Genomic DNA, 18,213 nt, shown 5'->3' with positions numbered 1-18,213 from the left:
GGTTCTGCATGTGCCGATACTGCCGATCCCCACCGACATCCGTCGCCCCGTGTCGGTGCTCGGCAGGAGAATGGGTGCATGCAGATCGCCGTCGGCATCGGCGACGGCGGTCGCGTGCAGTTCCTCGACCCCGATCTTCCGGGGTCGCCCGTCGCCGAGGTCGAGCCCGAGGCCTCCGCAGCGACGTTCCGCCGCCTCGAGCTCGAGCACGCGCCGCGGTGGGTCTGGGCCGACGTGCGCCAGTGGTATCCCGCGCTCCTCGCGAGCGGCGTGCGGCTCGCGAGGTGCCACGACCTGCGGCTCTGCGGTGCGATCCTCGACCACTCCACGTTCACCGCCGACGTCCGCGCACGCGGCACCCACCCGGCGCCGGCCTGGCTGCCGCCGGGTCCCACGATGGTCGAGGTCGCCGGGCAGCCGTTCGTGCCCCACGCGCCGCAGCACGAGACGCTGTTCGACCTCGAGGGCTTCGACGCGCCCATCGCACCCGCGGCGCTCGAGGGTGCCGAGCGTGCGGTCGAGCGAGCGGATGCCGCGGGCGGGCGCCCGTCCGCGGCATCCGTCGTCGACGAATACCACCGGCAGCTCGCGCTGGTCGAGACCGGCAGCGCGCCGGCGGCCCTGCGCCTGCTGGTCGCCGCCGAGTCCGCCGGAGCCCTCATCGGCGCCGAGCTGCGTGCGGCCGGCCTGCCGTGGAGCCGGCGGGTGCACGAATCCGTGCTCGATGCCGAGCTCGGCGGCCGCCCGGCGCCCGGCCGCAAGCCCGTGCGCATGGAGGAGATCGCCGCGGTCGTCCGCACCGAGCTCGGGGCGCCGACGCTCAACCTCGATTCGCAGGTCGACGTGCTGCGCGCGCTTCGCGGGGCGGGCGTGCCGACCTCGTCCACCTCGCGCTGGGAGCTCCGCGAGCACGACCATCCCGCCATCGAGCCGCTCATCGCCTACAAGAAGCTCGCACGACTGCTGAGCGCCAACGGGTGGGCGTGGCTCGACGAGTGGGTGTCCGACGACCGCTTCCGCCCCGAGTACGTGCCAGGGGGCACGGCGACCGGCCGTTGGGCGACCTCGGGCGGCGGGGCCCTCCAACTGCCGAAGCTCGTGCGCAGCGCGGTCGTCGCGGACCCCGGCTGGACCCTCGTGGTCGCCGATGCCGCCCAGCTCGAGCCGCGAGTGCTCACGGGCATGTCCCACGACGAGGCCATGGAACGCGCCGGGCACGATCGCGACCTCTACCGCGGGCTCGTCGACGCGGGGGTGGTCGCCACGCGCGACGAGGCGAAGATCGCGATCCTGGGGGCGATGTACGGCGCGACCACGGGCGACAGCGGGCGGCTCGTGCCGCGGCTGGCCCGCGCCTTCCCGAAGGCGATGCACCTCGTCGACTCCGCCGCCCGCGACGGTGAACGCGGCCTGCCAGTCACGACCCTGCTCGGCCGTTCGTCGCCGCGCCCGCCGGCCGAGTGGCGGGCGATCCAGTCCAGGGCCAGCCAGCCCGATGCGACGAGCGCCGACGAGCGCCGGGCTCGCTCCTCCGCGCGCGAGTGGGGACGCTTCACGCGCAACTTCGTCGTGCAGGGCAGCGCCGCGGAGTGGGCACTGTGCTGGATGGCCGCGCTCCGCTCCGAGCTGCACGAGATGGGTGTGCGTCGGTCCGACGAGATCCGGTCGGCGCCGGCATCCGGGCCGGTCTTCGAAGCGGCGCCGCATCTCGTCTACTTCCTGCACGACGAGATCATCGTGCACACGCCGAAGCCGCTCGCCGACGAGGTCGCGCAGGCGGTGCGCGATTCGGCCGTCACCGCTGGCCGGCTGCTGTTCGGCGGGTTCCCGGTCGGGTTCCCGCTCGACCTGGTCGTGGTCGACAGCTACGGAGCGGTCGCGCCCTGAAGCGCGGGCTCGCCCGGCGCCGCACCGGAGGAGGCCGGGCCGGGTCGTCGTCCGCGCCGCGGGCGCTCGGCACGAGGCGCGAACGCCAGCGCCGGTCGGCCGTCGCGCGCCGAACCGATCGTGCGCTCGCGAGCCGATTCCAGCCAGTCGACGGCCGCCGACGCGCGTGCTGCCTCCGCGGCGGCGGCGAGCGCGACGAGCGGATGCCCCGACCCGACGTCGCCGTCGACCTCGCGAGCGGCCCGGCCGTCGGGTTCGGCGCGGTGCGCAGCGTCGCCCCGCCGTTCCCGCCATCGGGCCAGTTCCGCGTCGATGACGGATGCCGCGTCGAACCCGGGCAGGGAGGCGGCGATCAGCACCCGGTCGACGGTCTCGTCCCACGGGTCGGCGCCCGAGGCATCCGCGCCGTGGAGCCAGGCCGAGGATGCGGCCCGTCCGGCCGGGGTGAGGCGGTGCAGGGGCAGTCCGTCGTCGGTGGTTCCGTCGGGCTCGACGAGGCCCTGCTTGGTGAGGCGGTCGAGCGTGGCGTACGTCTGCCCGACGTTCACGCTCCTTCGCCCGCCGGTGCGCTCGGTCAGGCCGCCGTGCAGGGCGAAGCCGTATGCCGGGCCCATCGACAGCAGCACGAGCAGGGCATCGCGAACGGCCACGTCGACTCCTCGGGAACGGATGTCGCGACCGGGCCGCGACGGATCGGAACTCTTCACCGAGCATACGGTTTCCGCGCCGCCCTGCCGATCAGCCGCTCCGGTGCGGCGAACCTTGTGAGATCAGCCGATCCGGGGCATAATCGCGGGTGACGGCTCGCCGTCGATAATCGAACACACCGCCATCCGCGGTTCCGAGGTCGTAGGGGAAGACGCACCTCGAGAACGGAGACGGAGATGGCAGAGATGTTGTCGCGGGTCGTGCGCCCCGCGCAGGGAGTGCTGTTCGTGCACTCGGCACCGCGCGCGCTGTGCCCGCATGTCGAGTGGGCCGCTGGTCGCGCCCTCGGCACGGCCGTGAACTTCGACTGGAGCGAGCAGCCCGTCTACCGCGGGCTCATGCGCGCCGAGTTCCACTGGGAGGGTGACGCCGGCAGCGGCGCGCGGATCGCATCCGCCCTGCGCGGCTGGGAGCAGCTGCGCTACGAGGTCAGCGAGGACCCGACTCCAGGCTCCGACGGCGCGCGCTGGATGCACACGCCCGATCTCGGCGTCTACTTCGCGCAGACGGATGTCGCGGGCAACACGGTCGTCGGCGAGGACCGCATCCGCTATGCCATGGAGATCGCCGGTGCCGACCCCGTCGAGCTCCACCGCGAGCTCCGCCTCGCGCTCGGACAGGCGTGGGACGACGAGCTCGAGCCGTTCCGTCACGCGAGCGATTTCGCACCCGTCGTCTGGTTGCACCAGGTGGGGTGAGCAGGGCCTCGGCCCGCGTGCTGGCGTCCCGCGCCGTCGGAGGATGGATTCCCGGTGAGCGCACGGACGAAACCCGCGGGCCGTCGACGAGAAGACCCCGGTGTCCTCGGACACCGGGGTCTTCGTCCGAGCGGATGCCTCGGCATGCGCTCACGACGCTCGACTACACCGAGCGGAACACCGCGACCGCGTTGTGGCCGCCGAAGCCGAACGAGTTCGAGATCGCCACCTGCGCGCCCTCGCCGAGCGGTTGGGCGTCGCCGGACACGAGCAGCGGGATCGCCGGGTCCTGTTCGGTGAGGTTGATGGTCGGCGGGGCGAGGCGGTTCTCGAGCGCCAGCACCGTGAACACGGCCTCGAGCGCGCCCGTGCCGCCGAGCAGGTGGCCAGTCGACGCCTTGGTCGCCGAGACGGGGATCTCGTGGACCCGGTCGCCGAACACGCTGTGCAGCGCGGTGTACTCGGCGATGTCGCCGACGGGGGTGCTCGTCGCGTGCGCGTTGATGTGCGTCACGTCGTCGGGGGTCGCCCCCGCCTGCGCCAACGCGTCGAGCACGGCACGGCTCGCGCCGCGCCCCTCGGGGTCGTTCGCGGTGATGTGGTACGAATCGGCGCTGACGGCGCCGCCGGCGAGTTCGGCGTAGATGCGTGCGCCGCGCGCGAGCGCGTGCTCTTCGGTCTCGATCACGAGGCTCGCGGCGCCCTCGCCCATGACGAAGCCGTCACGGTCGACGTTGTAGGGCCGTGAGGCGTGCGCCGGGTCGTCGTTGCGCTTGGAGAGCGCCTGCATCGACGAGAACGACGCGAGCGTGATCGGATGCACCGCCGATTCGGAGCCGCCGGCGATGACGACGTCGGCGAGCCCGAGCTGGAGGTGCTCGTAGGCGTTCGCGATGGATTCGGTGCTCGATGCGCAGGCCGATGCCACGGTGCGGGCGAACGCACGCGCGTGGAAGTGCATCGAGATGGCCGCGGAGGCGGCGTTCGGCATGAGCATCGGCACGGTCATCGGCAGCACGCGTCGGGCGCCGCGTTCGCGCAGGGTGTCCCACGCGTCGAGGAGGGTCCAGATGCCGCCGATGCCGGTGGCGTAGTCGACGCCGAGGCGCTCGGGTGCGACGTCTGGTGCGCCGGCGTCGGCCCATGCCTCCATCGCGGAGACGAGGGCGAACTGGCTCGACGGGTCGAGCCGCTTCGCGACGGGACGCTCGAGCACCGCCTCGGGCCGCACCTTCGCCTGGGCGGCGAAGCGCACAGGCAGGTCGTACTGCTCGACCCAGTCGTACTCGAGGCTCTTGGCCCCGGACTCGCCCGCGAGCAGGGCATTCCAACTTTCACGGGCGGTGCCGCCGAGCGGCGACGTCGCGCCGATACCCGTGATCACGATCTTCTTGGTCATACGAGAAACACTCCGATGGGAGGAACGATCGAGCTGATCGAGCGGGCCGGGCGATGCCGCGGCCCGCTCCACGCAGCGACTAGGCCTGAGCCTTGACGATGAAGTCGACGGCGTCGCCGACGGTCTTGAGGTTCTTGACCTCTTCGTCGGGGATCTTGACGTCGAACTTCTCTTCGGCGTTGACCACGATGGTCATCATCGAGATCGAGTCGATGTCGAGGTCGTCGGTGAACGACTTGTCCAGCTCAACCGTGTCGGTTGCGATGCCGGTCTCGTCGTTGATGAGCTCGGCCAGGCCGGCAAGCACTTCTTCGGTGGACAATGCCATGGTTCTTCTCCTTGATGGTGTCTCGTTTGACCGAGAGCCAGTCTAGATGGACGGGGGTCGGTGGTTCAGGGCAGAACCACCACTTGGGCGCCGAACACGAGGCCGGCGCCGAAGCCGATCTGGAGGGCGAGGCCCCCCGAGAGTTCAGGGTGCTCGTCGAGCAGACGGTGCGTCGCGAGCGGGATGGACGCGGCCGACGTGTTGCCGGTCGTGGCGATGTCGCGGGCGATGACGACGGATTCGGGCAGCTTGAGCTGCTTCGCGAACTCGTCGATGATGCGCATGTTCGCCTGGTGCGGGATGAATGCCGCGAGGTCGGCGGCCGAGACGCCTGCGGCGTCGAGGGCCTGCTTGGCGACCTTCGCCATGTCCCACACGGCCCAGCGGAAGACGGTCTGCCCCTCCTGTCGGAGTGTGGGCCACTCGGCCGCACCGTCGCGGAACTCGGTGAGGGTGCCGTTCATGCCGACGGCGCCCGCCTTCGAGCCGTCGGACCCCCAGACGGTGCGCGCGATGCCCGGGAACTCGCTCGGGCCGATGACGACGGCGCCCGCACCGTCGCCGAGGAGGAACGAGATCGAGCGGTCGGTCGGGTCGACCACGTCGGAGAGCTTCTCGGCGCCGATGACGAGTGCGTAGTGGGCGACGCCGGTGCGGATCAGGGCGTCGGCCTGCGCCACCGCGTACGCGTAGCCCGCGCACGCTGCGTTCGTGTCGTAGGCGGCGGCGGGATTCGCGCCGACGCGATCGGCGACCACGGCCGACATCGAGGGCGTCTGCTGGACGTTCGAGATGGTGGCGACGATGACGAGGTCGATGAGCTCGGGGGCGACGCCCGACTTCTCGATGGCCTCGCGCGCGGATTCGGTCGCGAGGTCGAGCGCCGAGACGTCGGCACCGGCCCGCGTGCGGGTGACGATGCCCGTGCGCTGCTGGATCCACTCGTCGGAGGAGTCGATCGGGCCGACGAGATCCGCGTTGGGCACGGCGTTCTCGCCGCGGGCGGCCCCGACGGCGTAGATGCGGGTGTAGGCGGGACCGTGGGACTGCTGCAGGGTGGGCTTGGTCATGTTCGACATTCTCTCGGTGCTCCGGCGTCGCCGCGAATCAGGCGGCCTGTTCGATGAGTTCGACGGCGGCCGCGAGATCGTCGGGCGTCTTGACGGCGACGGTCGGGACGCCCTTGAGCGCGCGCTTGGCGAGGCCGACGAGCGCCCCGGCCGGCGCGAGTTCGATGATGCCGGTCACGCCGGCCTCGGCGAACGACGCCATGCAGAGATCCCAGCGCACGGGGGAGGAGACCTGGCCGACGAGCAGGTCGACGAAGGCCGATCCGGATGCCGCGGTGCTGCCGTCGCGGTTCGTCCAGAGGGTCTGCGCGGGGTCGGCCGGGGACAGGGTCGCCGCGACCGCCGCGAGGTGGTCGACGGCGGGCCGCATGTAGCGCGTGTGGAACGCGCCGGCGACCTGCAGCGGGATCACGCGCGAGCCGGCCGGCGGCTCGGCCTTCAGCGTCTCGAGCGCGTCGAGCGCGCCCGCGACGACGATCTGGCCGCCGCCGTTGAAGTTCGCCGGTTCCAGGCCGAGTTCGTCGAGCCGGGCGAGCAGGGTTGCCTCGTCGCCTCCGAGGACCGCGCTCATGCCGGTGGGCGTCTGCGCTGCGGCATCCGCCATGGCCCGGCCGCGCTCCCCGACGAACCGCATCGCGTCGGCCGGGGTCAGCACGCCCGCGCCGACGGCCGCCGTGATCTCGCCCACGGAGTGGCCCGCGATGCCGCCGATGCGCGCGTCTCGGCCGTCGGCCAGGAGCGCGTCGAGCGTGAGCAGGCCGGCCGCGACGATCAGCGGCTGCGCGACCGAGGTGTCCCGGATGGCGTCGGCGTCGCTGACGGTGCCGTGCCGGGCCAGGTCGACCCCCGCGGCCTCGGAGAAGGCGGCGAGCCGTTCGGCGCGTGAGGAGTCCTCGAGCCAAGGGGCGAGGAATCCGGGGGTCTGGGAGCCCTGACCAGGGCAGACGACGACGATCACGTCCCTAGTCTGCCAATGACCGCTGCCCGGCGTGTGTGTCGATGCGACAAGCTCTCGCGGAAAGCCTTGTGCGCGTCCCACAGCGGCGGGAACGCGACCGTCGTCGTCAGGACGAACGACGCCGGGGCGGGTGTTCGTGATCGCTCATCGAGCCGATGATGAGCGCCGACTGCAGGATGAGCGCTTCGCGGGCGCCGGTCGCGTCCCAGCCGATGACGTCGGAGACGCGCTTCAGGCGGTACCGCACCGTGTTCGGGTGCACGAACAGCTCGCGCGCCGTCGCCTCGAGCGAGCGCCCGTTGTCGAGGTAGCTCCAGAGCGTCGTCAGCAGTTCGGTGGAATGCGCCTGGAGCGGGCGGTAGATGCGGTGCACGAGCGTGGCCCTGGCGAGCGGGTCGCCCGCGAGAGCCCGTTCGGGCAGCAGGTCGTCGGCATGCACCGGGCGCGGCGCGTGGCGCCACGAACGTGCCACGGCGAAACCGGCGAGTGCGGCCTTCGCGCTCTTCGAGGCGTCGACGAGGTTCGGCACCTCGTGGCCGAGCACGAGATGACCCGGCCCGAAATGCCCCTCGAGCTGCGTCGCGAACTCCATGAAGGACATCGCGGGGGAGGTGCCGACCTCGTCTGGCTGCCGGCCGAGGTGCTCGGACCTGCCGATGACGAGCACGAGCCGGTTGCCCTGCACCCCGATGAGCACGTCGGCCTGCATGTGCCGGGCGACGCGGCGCACGTGGTCGACGTCGAGCTGCTTCGGCGCGGTGCCGACCAGCACGGCGACCTCGCCGTGGCCGTGCCAGCCGAGCGCCGCGATGCGGCTGGGCAGCTCGTCGTCGTACTCGCCGGAGAGGATCGAGTCGACGACGAGTGCTTCGAGGCGCGCGTCCCAGAGCCCGCGCGCCTCGGCCGCGCGGGCGTAGACGTCGGCCGCCGCGAAGGCGATCTCGCGGGAGTAGAGCAGGATGGCCTCGCGCAGCGGCTCGCCGCCGTCTTTCACGCGATCTTCGACGACCTCGACGGTGACCCGGATCAACTGCAGCGTCTGCTGCAGGCTCACCGAGCGCAGCAGTTCTCTTGGTGCGGCGCCGAACACGTCGGCGGCGATCCACGGCGTCGACCGCGGGTCCTCGAACCACGCGATGAACGACGAGATGCCGGCCTGCGCGACGAGGCCGACGGCCGACCGCCGGCTCGGCGGCATGTCCCCGTACCAAGACAGGTTGTCCTCCAGCCGCTTCAACGTCTGGGTCGACAGTTCACCCGCGATGGTTCGCAACCACGCGAGCGTCTCCTCCTTGGTACGGGGCTTCGCCACCTTCCGTTAGCTCTCGCCGCCGGCGGAACCGGTGGTGCCGGCGCTGACATCGTGCAGGCGGTACTTCTCGATGGCCTGCGCCGGGATCGAACGGTCGATCTCGCCGCGGGCGACGAGCTGCTCGAGTGCGCGGACCACGATCGACGGGCCGTCGATCTTGAAGAACCGGCGCGCGGCGGCGCGCGTGTCGGAGAACCCGAAGTCGTCGGCGCCGAGCGTCGCGAAGTCGCCCGGCACGTAGGCGCGGATCTGGTCGGGCACGGCGTGCATGTAGTCGGACACGGCGACGAACGGACCCGCTGCCCCCGCGAGCTTCGACGTCACGTAGGGCACGCGCGGCTCGGCATCGGGGTTCAGGAAGTTGTGCTCGTCGGCGGCGATGCCGTCGCGTCGCAGCTCGGCCCAGCTCGTGACCGACCAGACGTCGGCGGACACGCCCCAGTCCTCGGCGAGGAGTTGCTGGGCTTCGAGCGCCCAGGGCACCGAGACGCCGGAGGCGAGGATCTGCGCGGAGGGGCCGTTGCCGGAGCCCTCGGCGACCCGGTGGATGCCGCGGAGGATGCCGTCGACGTCGACGCCCTCGGGCTCGGCCGGTTGCACGATCGGCTCGTTGTACACCGTGAGGTAGTACATGACGTTGGGATCGGCGTGCGACCCGCCGTACATGCGCTCGAGGCCGGCGCGCATGATGTGGCCGATCTCGTAGCCGTAGGCGGGGTCGTAGCTGACGACCGCGGGGTTCGTCGACGCGAGGAGCGGCGAGTGGCCGTCGGCGTGCTGGAGGCCCTCGCCCGTGAGCGTGGTGCGCCCGGCGGTAGCGCCGATGATGAAGCCGCGCGCCATCTGGTCGCCGGCGGCCCACATGGCGTCGCCCGTGCGCTGGAACCCGAACATCGAGTAGAAGACGTACACGGGGATGAGGGGCTCGCCCTGCGTCGCGTACGACGTGCCGATGTTCGTGAACGCCGCGAACGCGCCGGCCTCGTTGATGCCGACGTGCACGATCTGGCCCTGCGGGCTCTCCTTGTAGGCGAGCAGCAGTTCGCGGTCGACCGAGGTGTAGTGCTGGCCGTTCGGGTTGTAGATCTTCGCGGTCGGGAAGAAGGCGTCGATGCCGAACGTGCGCGCCTCGTCGGGGATGATCGGCACGATGCGGTTGCCGAAGTCCTTCGAGCGGATGAGGTCCTTCAGCAGTCGCACGAACGCCATCGTGGTGGCGATCTCCTGCGTGCCGGAGCCCTTCTTCGCGATCGCGTAGGCGGAGTCGTCGGGCAGCGAGATCTCGACGTGCTTGCTGCGACGCTCGGGCACGTACCCGCCGAGCGCACGACGCCGCTCCTGGAGGTACTGGATCGCCTCGTCGCCCTGCCCGGGGTGGTAGTAGGGCGGCAGGTAGGGGTTCTCCTCGAGCTGTGCGTCGGAGATGGGGATGCGCATCTCGTCGCGGAAGCCCTTGAGGTTGTCGAGCGTCATCTTCTTCATCTGATGGGTCGCGTTGCGCCCCTCGAAGGACTTGCCGAGCCCGTAGCCCTTGATGGTCTTCGCGAGGATGACCGTCGGCTGTCCCTTGTGCTCGGTGGCCGCCTTGAACGCCGCGTAGATCTTGCGGTAGTCGTGGCCGCCGCGCTTGAGGCCCCAGACCTCGTCGTCGCTGAGGTGGGAGACGAGTTCGAGCGCACGCGGGTCGCGGCCGAAGAAGTTCTCGCGCACGTACGCGCCCGACTCGGTCTTGTACGTCTGGTAGTCGCCGTCGGGCGTGACGTTCATGAGGTTGCGGAGCGCGCCGTCGTGGTCGCGGGCGAGCAGGTCGTCCCACTCTCGGCCCCAGACGACCTTGATCACGTTCCAGCCGGCGCCGCGGAAGTAGCTCTCGAGCTCCTGGATGATCTTGCCGTTGCCGCGAACCGGCCCGTCGAGGCGCTGCAGGTTGCAGTTGATGACGAAGTTGAGGTTGTCGAGGCCCTCGTTCGCGGCGACCTGGAGCTGGCCGCGGCTCTCGACCTCGTCCATCTCGCCGTCGCCGAGGAACGCCCAGACCTGCTGGTCGGATGCGTCCTTGATGCCGCGGTTGGTGAGGTAGCGGTTGAGCTGGGCCTGGTAGATCGCGTTGATCGGGCCGAGGCCCATCGACACGGTCGGGAACTGCCAGAACTCGGGCATGAGCCGCGGGTGCGGATACGAGGAGAGGCCGTGCGGCGCCCGCGACTTCTCCTGGCGGAAGCCGTCGAGGTCGGCGTCGCTGAGGCGCCCCTCGAGGAACGCGCGGGCGTACATGCCGGGGGAGGCGTGACCCTGGAAGAACACCTGGTCGCCGCCGCCGGGGTGGTCCTGGCCGCGGAAGAAGTGGTTGAGTCCGACCTCGTAGAGCGAGGCGGCGCCGGCGTAGGTGGAGATGTGCCCGCCGACCGCGATGTCGGGGCGCTGTGCGCGGTGCACGAGGACCGCGGCGTTCCAGCGCAGCCAGGCGCGGTAGCGGCGCTCGATGTCCTCGTCGCCGGGGAACTCGGGCTCGTTCTCGGGTGCGATCGTGTTCAGGTAGTCCGTGGTCGGCACCATCGGCACTCCGAGGTGGAGCTCCTTCGAACGCTTGAGCAGGCTCAGCATGATCTCGCGACCACGCTGGTGCCCCTTCGCCGTGACGAGCGCATCGAGGGACTCGGCCCACTCGGATGTCTCATCGGGGTCTGAATCCAAGGACTCGACGGAGTAGGGGTCCTGGTCGTTGACAGTCACACTCGACCTTTCTCTACGGCAGATCATGCCGGGCGATGCGCCCGCGCGCACGACGAACGGCCGGGTCTCGACCGCTCACTCCTCGCAATACTAGTGACATTCGCACAACGTTTCGGCCCGGTATGCTGTGCCTTCGCTCAGCATTCGACAAAACGGAGGAAGCAACGGATGCCGCTCCCGATCGGTGCTCCGGCCCCCGACTTCGCCCTCGCCGACCAGTTCGGCCAGACGGTGCGGCTGGCCGAGCTCAGGCGGGCCGCGCCGGTCGTCCTCGTGTTCTTCCCGCTCGCGTTCTCGCGCACGTGCGAGGGCGAGCTGTGCGCGCTGCGCGACGGGTTCGAGCGGTTCGCCGAGGCGGGCGTGCAGTTGATCGGGGTCTCCGTCGACTCGAAGTTCGCGTTGCGCGCGTGGGCCGAGCAGCAGCGGTTCGACTTCCCCCTCCTGTCGGACTTCTGGCCGCACGGCGAGGTCGCGCGCTCGTACGGGGCCTTCCTCGAGGAGCGGGGGCACGCCGCACGGGCGACCTTCGTGATCGACGTCGACGGCGTGGTCCGGGCGGCCTTCGCCAGCGATCCGGGGCAGCCCCGCAGCATCGACCAGTACCGTGAGGCCCTCGCCTCGCTCGGCGGACCCTGACGGCGCTTCGCGCTCGGGCGGCGCGCACGGCCGGGGCATCCGTCTCGGAAGGCCGGCGGACCCGCGATAGCATGGCGGATGCGTCGCTCGCGCGACGGGCCTTTAGCTCAGTTGGTAGAGCGCCACGTTTACACCGTGGATGTCGTCGGTTCGAGCCCGGCAGGGCCCACCTTCACGGTCGCACGCGGCGGTAGGCTTGGGCGCGTGCCCGCCGACCTCGCAGACCTCCTCACCACGATCGAGCGCCTCTGGCCGGTCGCCGGCGCCGAGCCCTGGGACTCGGTCGGCCTGGTCGCCGGCGATCCCGCCGCTCCGGTGCAGCGCGTGCTCCTCACCGTCGACGCCGTGGGCGACACGGTCGACGAGGCGATCGAGTGGGGCGCCGACCTGATCGTGGCCCACCATCCGCTCCTGCTGCGCGGGGTGACGACGGTCGCCGAAGACCGCTACAAGGGGTCGCTGCTCGCCCGTCTCATCCGCGGCGACTGCGCGCTCGTCGCGGCGCACACCAATGCCGACGTGGTCGAGCGCGGCACCTCGGCCGTGCTCGCCGGGCACCTCGGGCTCATCGACCCAGCGCCCATCGTGCCGTCGGCCGGCCCCGGCTCCGCGCCGGGCCAGGGGCTCGGCCGCGTCGGGCGCCTCGCCGAGCCGACGACGCTCGGCCGCCTCGCGCGCCGCCTGGCCGAGATCCTGCCGCCGACCGCCACCGGGGTGCGCGTCGCGGGCGGATTCGACGACGTCGTCGAGACCGTCGCCGTCTGCGGAGGCGCCGGCGACTCGCTGCTGGGCGACCCTGCCGTCCGCGCCGCTGACGTCTACATCACGGCCGACCTGCGGCATCACCCCGCCTCCGAGGCGCGCGAGCAGTCGCGGCTCGGCGGCGGCCCGGCGCTCGTCGACGTGTCGCACTGGGCGAGCGAGTGGCTCTGGCTCGAGGCCGCGGCCGCCCAGCTCGCCGAGGCCCACCCCGATCTCGAGCTCCGCGTGAGCGAGCTCCGCACCGATCCCTGGGACTTCCAGGTCGTGCAATGATGACCATTCCCACCGCGAATCCCACAAGGAGCACCACGTGAAGGCAAGCCCAGCCGACCAGCAGCAACTTCTGCGACTCCAGGCCGTCGACACGCGCCTGCAGCAGATCGCGCACCGGCTCGGGAGCCTGCCGCAGACGGCGCCGATCGCCGAGCTCGCCCAGCGCGACACCGCGGTGCGCTCCCGGCGTGCAGAGGCGCTCGGCACGTTCGAGGACGCCCGCACCGAGCTGAAGCGCATCGAGTCCGACGTCGAGGTCGTCGAGGCCCGCATCGCACGCGACGGCGACCGCCTCCAGCACTCGTCCTCCACCAAGGACGTCGCCGCCCTCGAGTCCGAGCTCGTCTCGCTGAAGAAGCGCCTCTCCGACCTCGAAGACCAGGAGCTCGTCGTCATGGAGCGCGTCGAGGAGGCCGAGCAGGCCGTCTCGGCCATCGACGCCGAGCGCGCCGTCATCGCCGAGGAGACCGCGACGCTCGAGACGGCCCGCGATGAGGCATCCGCCGGTTTCGTCGTCGAACGCGACGGCGCCGAGCGCGATCGGGCCGTCGTGGCCGGCGAACTGCCGCCCGAGCTGCTCGCGTACTACGAGCAGCGTCGCACGCGCGGCGCCGGCGTCGGCGCCGCGCTGCTGCGCCAGCGCACGTGTGGCGGCTGCACGATCACGCTCACGGGCTCCGACCTCGAGGAGGTGCGTCGCGCCGCGCCCGACGAGGTGCTCCTGTGCCCCGAGTGCGACCGCATCCTCGTGCGCACGGAGGAGTCCGGCATCTGAGCCGTCGCCTGCAGGCGGCGGCCGTCGAGGTGACGCCCTGTAGGCTGAACCCGTGAGCGGGTCGGCAAGACGGCCGCGTCATCCGAGCGATCGGATGCCGAGGAACGTCCGGGCTCCGCAGGGCAGGGCGGTGGGTAACACCCACCCGGGGCAACCCGCGAGACAGTGCCACAGAAAGCAGACCGCCCGACGCGCAAGCGTCGGGTAAGGGTGAAACGGTGGGGTAAGAGCCCACCAGCGGCCGCGGTGACGCGGTCGGCTCGGTAAACCTCGTCCGGAGCAAGGTCAGACAGGGAACGATGGGGCTGCCCGTCCCGTTCCCGGGTAGGCCGCTGGAGGGGCACGGCAACGTGTCTCCGAGAGAGATGGTCGTCCAGCCGGTGTCGCGCAAGCGCCCGGTCAACAGAACCCGGCGTATCAGCCGGCCCGCTCACACTCCACCGCATCGCGCTCGGCCGCGCCCGGCTCAGTCCAGGGCGAGCGCGGCGGCGCCGATGATGCCGGCGTTGTTGCGGTGCACGGCGGGCACGATCGGCGTCTTCAGGTCGAGCAGCGGCAGGAAGTGCTCTTGATGCTTCGAGACCCCGCCGCCCACGACCAGGAGGTCGGGCGAGAAGATGAACTCCACGTGGGCGTAGAAGCGCTGGAGACGATGCGCCCACTGCTTCCAGCTGAGTTCCTCGCGCTCCATCGCCGAGTACGCGGCGCGGTGCTCGGCGTCGTCGGCGTCGAGCTCGAGGTGGCCGAGTTCGGTGTTCGGGACGAGCACGCCGTCGTAGAGGAACGCCGAGCCGATGCCGGTGCCCAGCGTCGTGAGGATCACGAGGCCGTCGACGTCGGCTGCGGCGCCGAACCGGAGTTCGGCCACGCCGGCGGCATCCGCATCGTTGATGAAGTGGATGTCGCGGCCGAGCGACTGCTCGAAGCGTTCCTCCGCCGCGAGCCCGATCCACTGCTCGGAGACGTTCGCCGCCGAGAGCGTGTGCCCCCGCTTCACGATGGCCGGGAAGCACACGCCGAGCGCGAGTCCGTCGATGTCGCCGTCCTCGCCGATGGTCTCGAGCAGCTCGGTCGTGGCGGCGATGATGTCGTCGGGCTCGCCGCCCGCGGGTGTGCGCACCTTGCGGCGCTCGCTGACGAGGGCGCCGGTCTCGAGATCGACGATCGCCCCCTTGATGCCCGTTCCGCCGATGTCGATGCCGATCGCGTGCTTGGTCGCCATGCCGCCACACTATCGCGACGGGTGCGGCCGGCCGCTCAAGGAAGGGTGAGGATCTCGGTTCCGCGCTCGGTGACGACGAGGGTGTGCTCGAACTGCGCGGTGAGCGAGCGGTCGCGGGTCACGACGGTCCAGTCGTCGGCCCAGACATCCCATTCGATCCCACCGAGGGTGAGCATCGGCTCGATCGTGAAGATCATGCCCGGTTCGATCACGGTGTCGAACTGCGGCGCGTCGTAGTGGGGGATCACGAGCCCGGTATGGAACGCCCGGCCCACCCCGTGGCCGGTGTAGTCGCGTACGACGCCGTATCCGAAGCGCTTCGCGTACGCCTCGATCGCGCGCCCGATGACGTTCACCTGACGGCCGGGCGCGACGGCGCGGATGCCTCGCGCCAATGCCTCGCGGGTGCGCTCGACGAGCAGCCCCGCCTCGTCGCCCGCCTCGCCCACGAGGAACGTGTGGTTCAGGTCGCCGTGGTAGCCGTCGAGGTAGGCCGTGACGTCGATGTTGACGAGGTCCCCGTCCTCCAGCACGGTGTCGTCGGGGATGCCGTGGCAGATGACCTCGTTGACGGACGTGCACGAGGACTTCGGGTAACCGCGGTACCCGAGCGTCGACGGGTACGCGCCGTGGTCGACGACGAAGTCGTGCACGATCCGGTCCAGTTCGTCGGTCGTGACGCCCGGTCGGATCGCGGATGCCGCCGCCTCGATCGCCTGCGCCGCGATGCGACCGGCGGCGCGCACGCGTCCGACCTCGTCGGGCGTGTACCGATCACCGGCCGTGTTCTCGGCCGGCGCGGCGCGGCCGACGTATTCGGGGCGGGGGATCGACGACGGGACGCGGCGCATCGGCGACAGGCGTCCGGGGATCAGGTGGCCAGCGGCATCCTTCGGCATAGGATCAGCCTATGTCCGAGGATATCGAGCACCGTTTCTGGTACAACCTCAAGACGGGCGAGGTCGAGCAGGGGTTCCAGTCGCCCTCCGTCGATCGCGTGGGTCCGTTCGACACGCGCGAGGAGGCCTCCCGCGCCCTCGAGATCCTTCGCGCCAACAGCGCGAAGTGGTCGGAGGAGGACGCCGCGGAGGACTGATCCCCGCGGCATCCGATCACTCGTAGCTGTGCTCCGGTCCGGGGTACCGGCCGTCGGCGACGTCGTCGCGCCATTCCGCCGCGGCCTGGCCGAGGATTCCGGCGAGATCGGCGTACTGCTTCACGAACTTCGGCACGCGGCCCGTGGTGAGCCCCGCCCAGTCGGTCCAGACGAGGAGCTGGCCGTCGGTGTCGGGCCCGGCGCCGACGCTGATCGTCGGGATGTCGAGCCGCTCGGTCACCTGCCGGGCTGCGTCGGACGGGACCATCTCGAGCACCACGGCGAATGCGCCGGCGTCCTGCACGGCGTCCGCGTCGGCGAGGAGCTGCTCGATGCCCTCTCCGCGACCCTGGATGATGTGCCCGCCGAGCCCGTGCTCGCTCTGCGGCGTGTAGCCGATGTGGGCCATCACCGGGATGCCGGCCTGCACGACCCGCCGGATCTGCTCGGCGCTGCGCACGCCGCCCTCGAGCTTGACCGCGTGCGCCCCGGTCTCCTTCATGAAGCGGATCGCGGTGTGCAGGGCCTCCTCGGCGCCGACCTCGTAGGAGCCGAACGGCATGTCGGCGATCACGAAGGCGCGCTCGACCGCGCCGGCCACCGCCCGGGTGAGGGGGATGAGCTCGTCGACCGTCACCGGGAGCGTGGTCTCGTAGCCGAAGACGTTGTTGCCCGACGAGTCGCCGACGAGCAGGAAGTCGATGCCGGCACGGTCGAAGATGCGTGCGGTCAGCTGGTCGTAGCTCGTGAGGCCGGTGATCTTGATGCCGTCGCGCTTGGCGTTGCGGAAGTGCCGGGTGCGGACCCGCTTCGGTCCGCCGGATGCCGCGACGCCGCCGTAGGGGTTCGCCTCGACGCTCTGGTCGCCGGCGGGCGACGCTCCGCCGGAGAGCGGATCGGCGGCGGAAGGGGACGCGGGCTGCTCGGACATGCCGCAAGTCTTCCACACGCTCCCCTCGAAGCGGCGTCCCGAGCCCCGCGGAACCGCTACCCTGAGAGATGCGAGAGAGGGTGTGGATGGATAAGCAGCGCGACTTCGTTCTTCGCACGATCGAGGAGCGGGGAGTCAAGTTCGTCAGACTCTGGTTCACCGACGTGGTCGGCACCCTGAAGTCGGTGGCGATCGCCCCGGCCGAGGTCGAGGGCGCCTTCACCGAGGGCATCGGCTTCGACGGCTCCGCCATCGAGGGGCTGAGCCGCACCTACGAGTCCGACCTGCTGGCCTATCCGGATCCGACGACGTTCCAGACGTTGCCGTGGCGGGGCGACATCGACCCCACCGCGCGCATGTTCTGCGACATCACGACGCCCGACGGCGAGCCCGCCGTCGCCGATCCGCGCAACGTGCTGAAGCGCACCCTGGCGCGAGCCGCCGACCGGGGCTTCACGTTCTACACGCACCCCGAGATCGAGTTCTACCTGCTCAAGTCGTCGAAGTTCGGGCCCGAGGGCCCCCAGCCGGTCGATTCGGCCGGATACTTCGACAACGTGCCGGGCGGCACCGCGCACGACTTCCGTCGGCGCTCGGTGCGCATGCTCGAAGACCTCGGCATCTCGGTCGAGTTCAGCCACCACGAGGCCGGTCCCGGTCAGAACGAGATCGACCTCCGGTACGCCGACGCGCTCACCACGGCCGACAACATCATGACCTTCCGCACGGTCATCAAAGAGGTCGCGATCGAGCAGGGCGTCTACGCGACGTTCATGCCGAAGCCGTTCTCGCAGTTCCCCGGCAGCGGCATGCACACCCACCTCTCGCTGTTCGAGGGCGACGCGAACGCGTTCTACGAGGCCGGTTCGCAGTACCAGCTCTCGAAGATCGGTCGCCACTTCATCGCCGGCCTGCTGCGTCACGCGCACGAGATCTCGGCCGTGACGAACCAGTTCGTGAACTCGTACAAGCGGCTCTGGGGCGGCGACGAGGCGCCGAGCTTCGTGTGCTGGGGCCACAACAACCGCTCGGCGCTCGTGCGGGTGCCGCTCTACAAGCCCAACAAGGGGCAGAGCGCCCGCGTCGAGTACCGCGCCATCGACTCGGCCGCGAACCCGTACCTCGCGTTCTCGCTGCTCCTCGCCGCCGGAATGAAGGGCATCGAAGAGGGCTACGAGCTGCCCGCCGAGGCCGAAGACGACGTCTGGGCGCTCACCGACAGCGAGCGGCGGGCCCTCGGCTACAGCCCGCTGCCGGCGAGCCTCGACCACGCGATCGAGTTCATGGAGAACTCCGAGCTCGTCGCCGAGACGCTCGGGGAGCAGGTCTACAACTATGTCCTCGCGAACAAGCGGGCCGAGTGGCGCGATTACCGCACGCAGGTGACGCCCTTCGAGCTGCAGCGCAACGTCGAGATCCTCTGAC

General features: G+C 70.9%; 17 protein-coding genes, 1 tRNA gene and 1 other RNA gene. 9 read left to right on the top strand and 10 right to left on the bottom strand.

The window, feature by feature from the left end; genetic code table 11:
• Positions 1-78 precede the first annotated feature (78 nt).
• Positions 79-1,887: a bifunctional 3'-5' exonuclease/DNA polymerase gene (locus GQQ92_RS04475; protein ID WP_156997977.1), complete on the top strand. Its 1,809-nt coding sequence runs from the start codon at positions 79-81 to the stop codon at positions 1,885-1,887.
• On the opposite strand, the gene GQQ92_RS04470 is transcribed toward GQQ92_RS04475, so the two are convergent.
• Positions 1,866-2,537: a PadR family transcriptional regulator gene (locus GQQ92_RS04470; RefSeq protein ID WP_156997976.1), complete on the bottom strand. Its 672-nt coding sequence runs from the start codon at positions 2,535-2,537 to the stop codon at positions 1,866-1,868. The two genes, GQQ92_RS04475 and GQQ92_RS04470, sit on opposite strands and share 22 nt — an antisense overlap.
• A 234-nt stretch (positions 2,538-2,771) precedes the next feature.
• Here GQQ92_RS04470 and GQQ92_RS04465 point away from each other — a divergent pair, with 234 nt between their 5' ends.
• Positions 2,772-3,293 carry a DUF3145 domain-containing protein gene (locus GQQ92_RS04465; protein ID WP_232057480.1) on the top strand — a complete coding sequence of 174 codons (522 nt, stop codon included), beginning with the start codon at positions 2,772-2,774 and terminating at the stop codon, positions 3,291-3,293.
• Positions 3,294-3,456: 163 nt separating this feature from the next.
• Here GQQ92_RS04465 and GQQ92_RS04460 read toward each other — a convergent pair whose 3' ends face one another.
• The 6 genes from GQQ92_RS04460 to aceE all read right to left on the bottom strand — a co-directional run bounded on the left by GQQ92_RS04460 (position 3,457) and on the right by aceE (position 11,093).
• Complete coding sequence (locus tag GQQ92_RS04460) at positions 3,457-4,692, bottom strand: beta-ketoacyl-[acyl-carrier-protein] synthase family protein (RefSeq protein ID WP_156997975.1); 1,236 nt, start codon at positions 4,690-4,692, stop codon at positions 3,457-3,459.
• A gap of 79 nt (positions 4,693-4,771) precedes the next feature.
• The gene (locus tag GQQ92_RS04455; RefSeq protein WP_056731598.1) at positions 4,772-5,020 is read right to left on the bottom strand and encodes an acyl carrier protein; all 249 of its coding nucleotides are present in this window, start codon (positions 5,018-5,020) and stop codon (positions 4,772-4,774) included.
• A 65-nt stretch (positions 5,021-5,085) separates the two neighbouring features.
• Positions 5,086-6,090 carry a beta-ketoacyl-ACP synthase III gene (locus GQQ92_RS04450; RefSeq protein WP_156997974.1) on the bottom strand — a complete coding sequence of 335 codons (1,005 nt, stop codon included), beginning with the start codon at positions 6,088-6,090 and terminating at the stop codon, positions 5,086-5,088.
• 37 nt (positions 6,091-6,127) lie between these two features.
• Positions 6,128-7,048 carry an ACP S-malonyltransferase gene (locus GQQ92_RS04445; RefSeq protein WP_156997973.1) on the bottom strand — a complete coding sequence of 307 codons (921 nt, stop codon included), beginning with the start codon at positions 7,046-7,048 and terminating at the stop codon, positions 6,128-6,130.
• 106 nt (positions 7,049-7,154) lie between these two features.
• Entirely contained in the window at positions 7,155-8,360 is a 1,206-nt protein-coding gene (locus GQQ92_RS04440; RefSeq protein WP_156997972.1) for a PucR family transcriptional regulator, read from the bottom strand.
• Positions 8,361-8,366: 6 nt separating this feature from the next.
• Positions 8,367-11,093: a pyruvate dehydrogenase (acetyl-transferring), homodimeric type gene (gene aceE / locus GQQ92_RS04435; RefSeq protein ID WP_156997971.1), complete on the bottom strand. Its 2,727-nt coding sequence runs from the start codon at positions 11,091-11,093 to the stop codon at positions 8,367-8,369.
• A 168-nt stretch (positions 11,094-11,261) separates the two neighbouring features.
• On the opposite strand from aceE, the gene GQQ92_RS04430 reads away from it, so the two are divergent.
• From GQQ92_RS04430 to rnpB, 5 genes are all read left to right on the top strand, one after another.
• Positions 11,262-11,729, top strand: coding sequence for a peroxiredoxin (locus tag GQQ92_RS04430; protein ID WP_156997970.1), 468 nt, complete (start codon positions 11,262-11,264; stop codon positions 11,727-11,729).
• 96 nt (positions 11,730-11,825) lie between these two features.
• Positions 11,826-11,898, top strand: a tRNA-Val gene (locus GQQ92_RS04425).
• A gap of 35 nt (positions 11,899-11,933) precedes the next feature.
• Positions 11,934-12,764, top strand: a complete 831-nt coding sequence (locus GQQ92_RS04420) for a Nif3-like dinuclear metal center hexameric protein (protein ID WP_197738060.1) — start codon at positions 11,934-11,936, stop codon at positions 12,762-12,764.
• A gap of 37 nt (positions 12,765-12,801) precedes the next feature.
• On the top strand, positions 12,802-13,539 hold the full coding sequence (locus GQQ92_RS04415) for a zinc ribbon domain-containing protein (RefSeq protein ID WP_156997968.1): 738 nt from the start codon (positions 12,802-12,804) through the stop codon (positions 13,537-13,539).
• A 57-nt stretch (positions 13,540-13,596) separates the two neighbouring features.
• An RNA gene (rnpB, locus tag GQQ92_RS04410) (RNase P RNA component class A) lies at positions 13,597-13,972 on the top strand.
• A 33-nt stretch (positions 13,973-14,005) separates the two neighbouring features.
• Here the strand turns inward: rnpB and ppgK are convergent.
• Entirely contained in the window at positions 14,006-14,761 is a 756-nt protein-coding gene (gene ppgK / locus GQQ92_RS04405) for a polyphosphate--glucose phosphotransferase (protein ID WP_156997967.1), read from the bottom strand.
• Positions 14,762-14,796: 35 nt separating this feature from the next.
• Positions 14,797-15,660 (bottom strand): type I methionyl aminopeptidase, encoded by an 864-nt coding sequence (map, locus tag GQQ92_RS04400; RefSeq protein WP_156997966.1) that lies wholly within the window; start codon positions 15,658-15,660, stop codon positions 14,797-14,799.
• 11 nt (positions 15,661-15,671) lie between these two features.
• Between map and GQQ92_RS04395 the strand changes: the two genes are divergently transcribed.
• On the top strand, positions 15,672-15,857 hold the full coding sequence (locus tag GQQ92_RS04395) for an SPOR domain-containing protein (RefSeq protein ID WP_156997965.1): 186 nt from the start codon (positions 15,672-15,674) through the stop codon (positions 15,855-15,857).
• Between the two features lie 16 nt (positions 15,858-15,873).
• Here GQQ92_RS04395 and panB read toward each other — a convergent pair whose 3' ends face one another.
• On the bottom strand, positions 15,874-16,788 hold the full coding sequence (panB, locus tag GQQ92_RS04390; protein WP_156997964.1) for a 3-methyl-2-oxobutanoate hydroxymethyltransferase: 915 nt from the start codon (positions 16,786-16,788) through the stop codon (positions 15,874-15,876).
• Between the two features lie 86 nt (positions 16,789-16,874).
• Between panB and glnA the strand changes: the two genes are divergently transcribed.
• A complete protein-coding gene (gene glnA, locus GQQ92_RS04385) occupies positions 16,875-18,212 on the top strand; it encodes a type I glutamate--ammonia ligase (RefSeq protein WP_156997963.1) in 1,338 nt (445 codons plus the stop codon).
• The last annotated feature ends 1 nt before the right edge of the window (position 18,213 follow it).

Origin of the sequence: Agromyces terreus, assembly GCF_009749465.1 — a bacterium.
In the GTDB taxonomy this organism is placed as follows: Bacteria; Actinomycetota; Actinomycetes; order Actinomycetales; family Microbacteriaceae; genus Agromyces; species Agromyces terreus.
The sequence above is the reverse complement of the archived record's forward strand: the minus strand, read 5'-3'. Positions and strand labels throughout refer to the sequence as shown.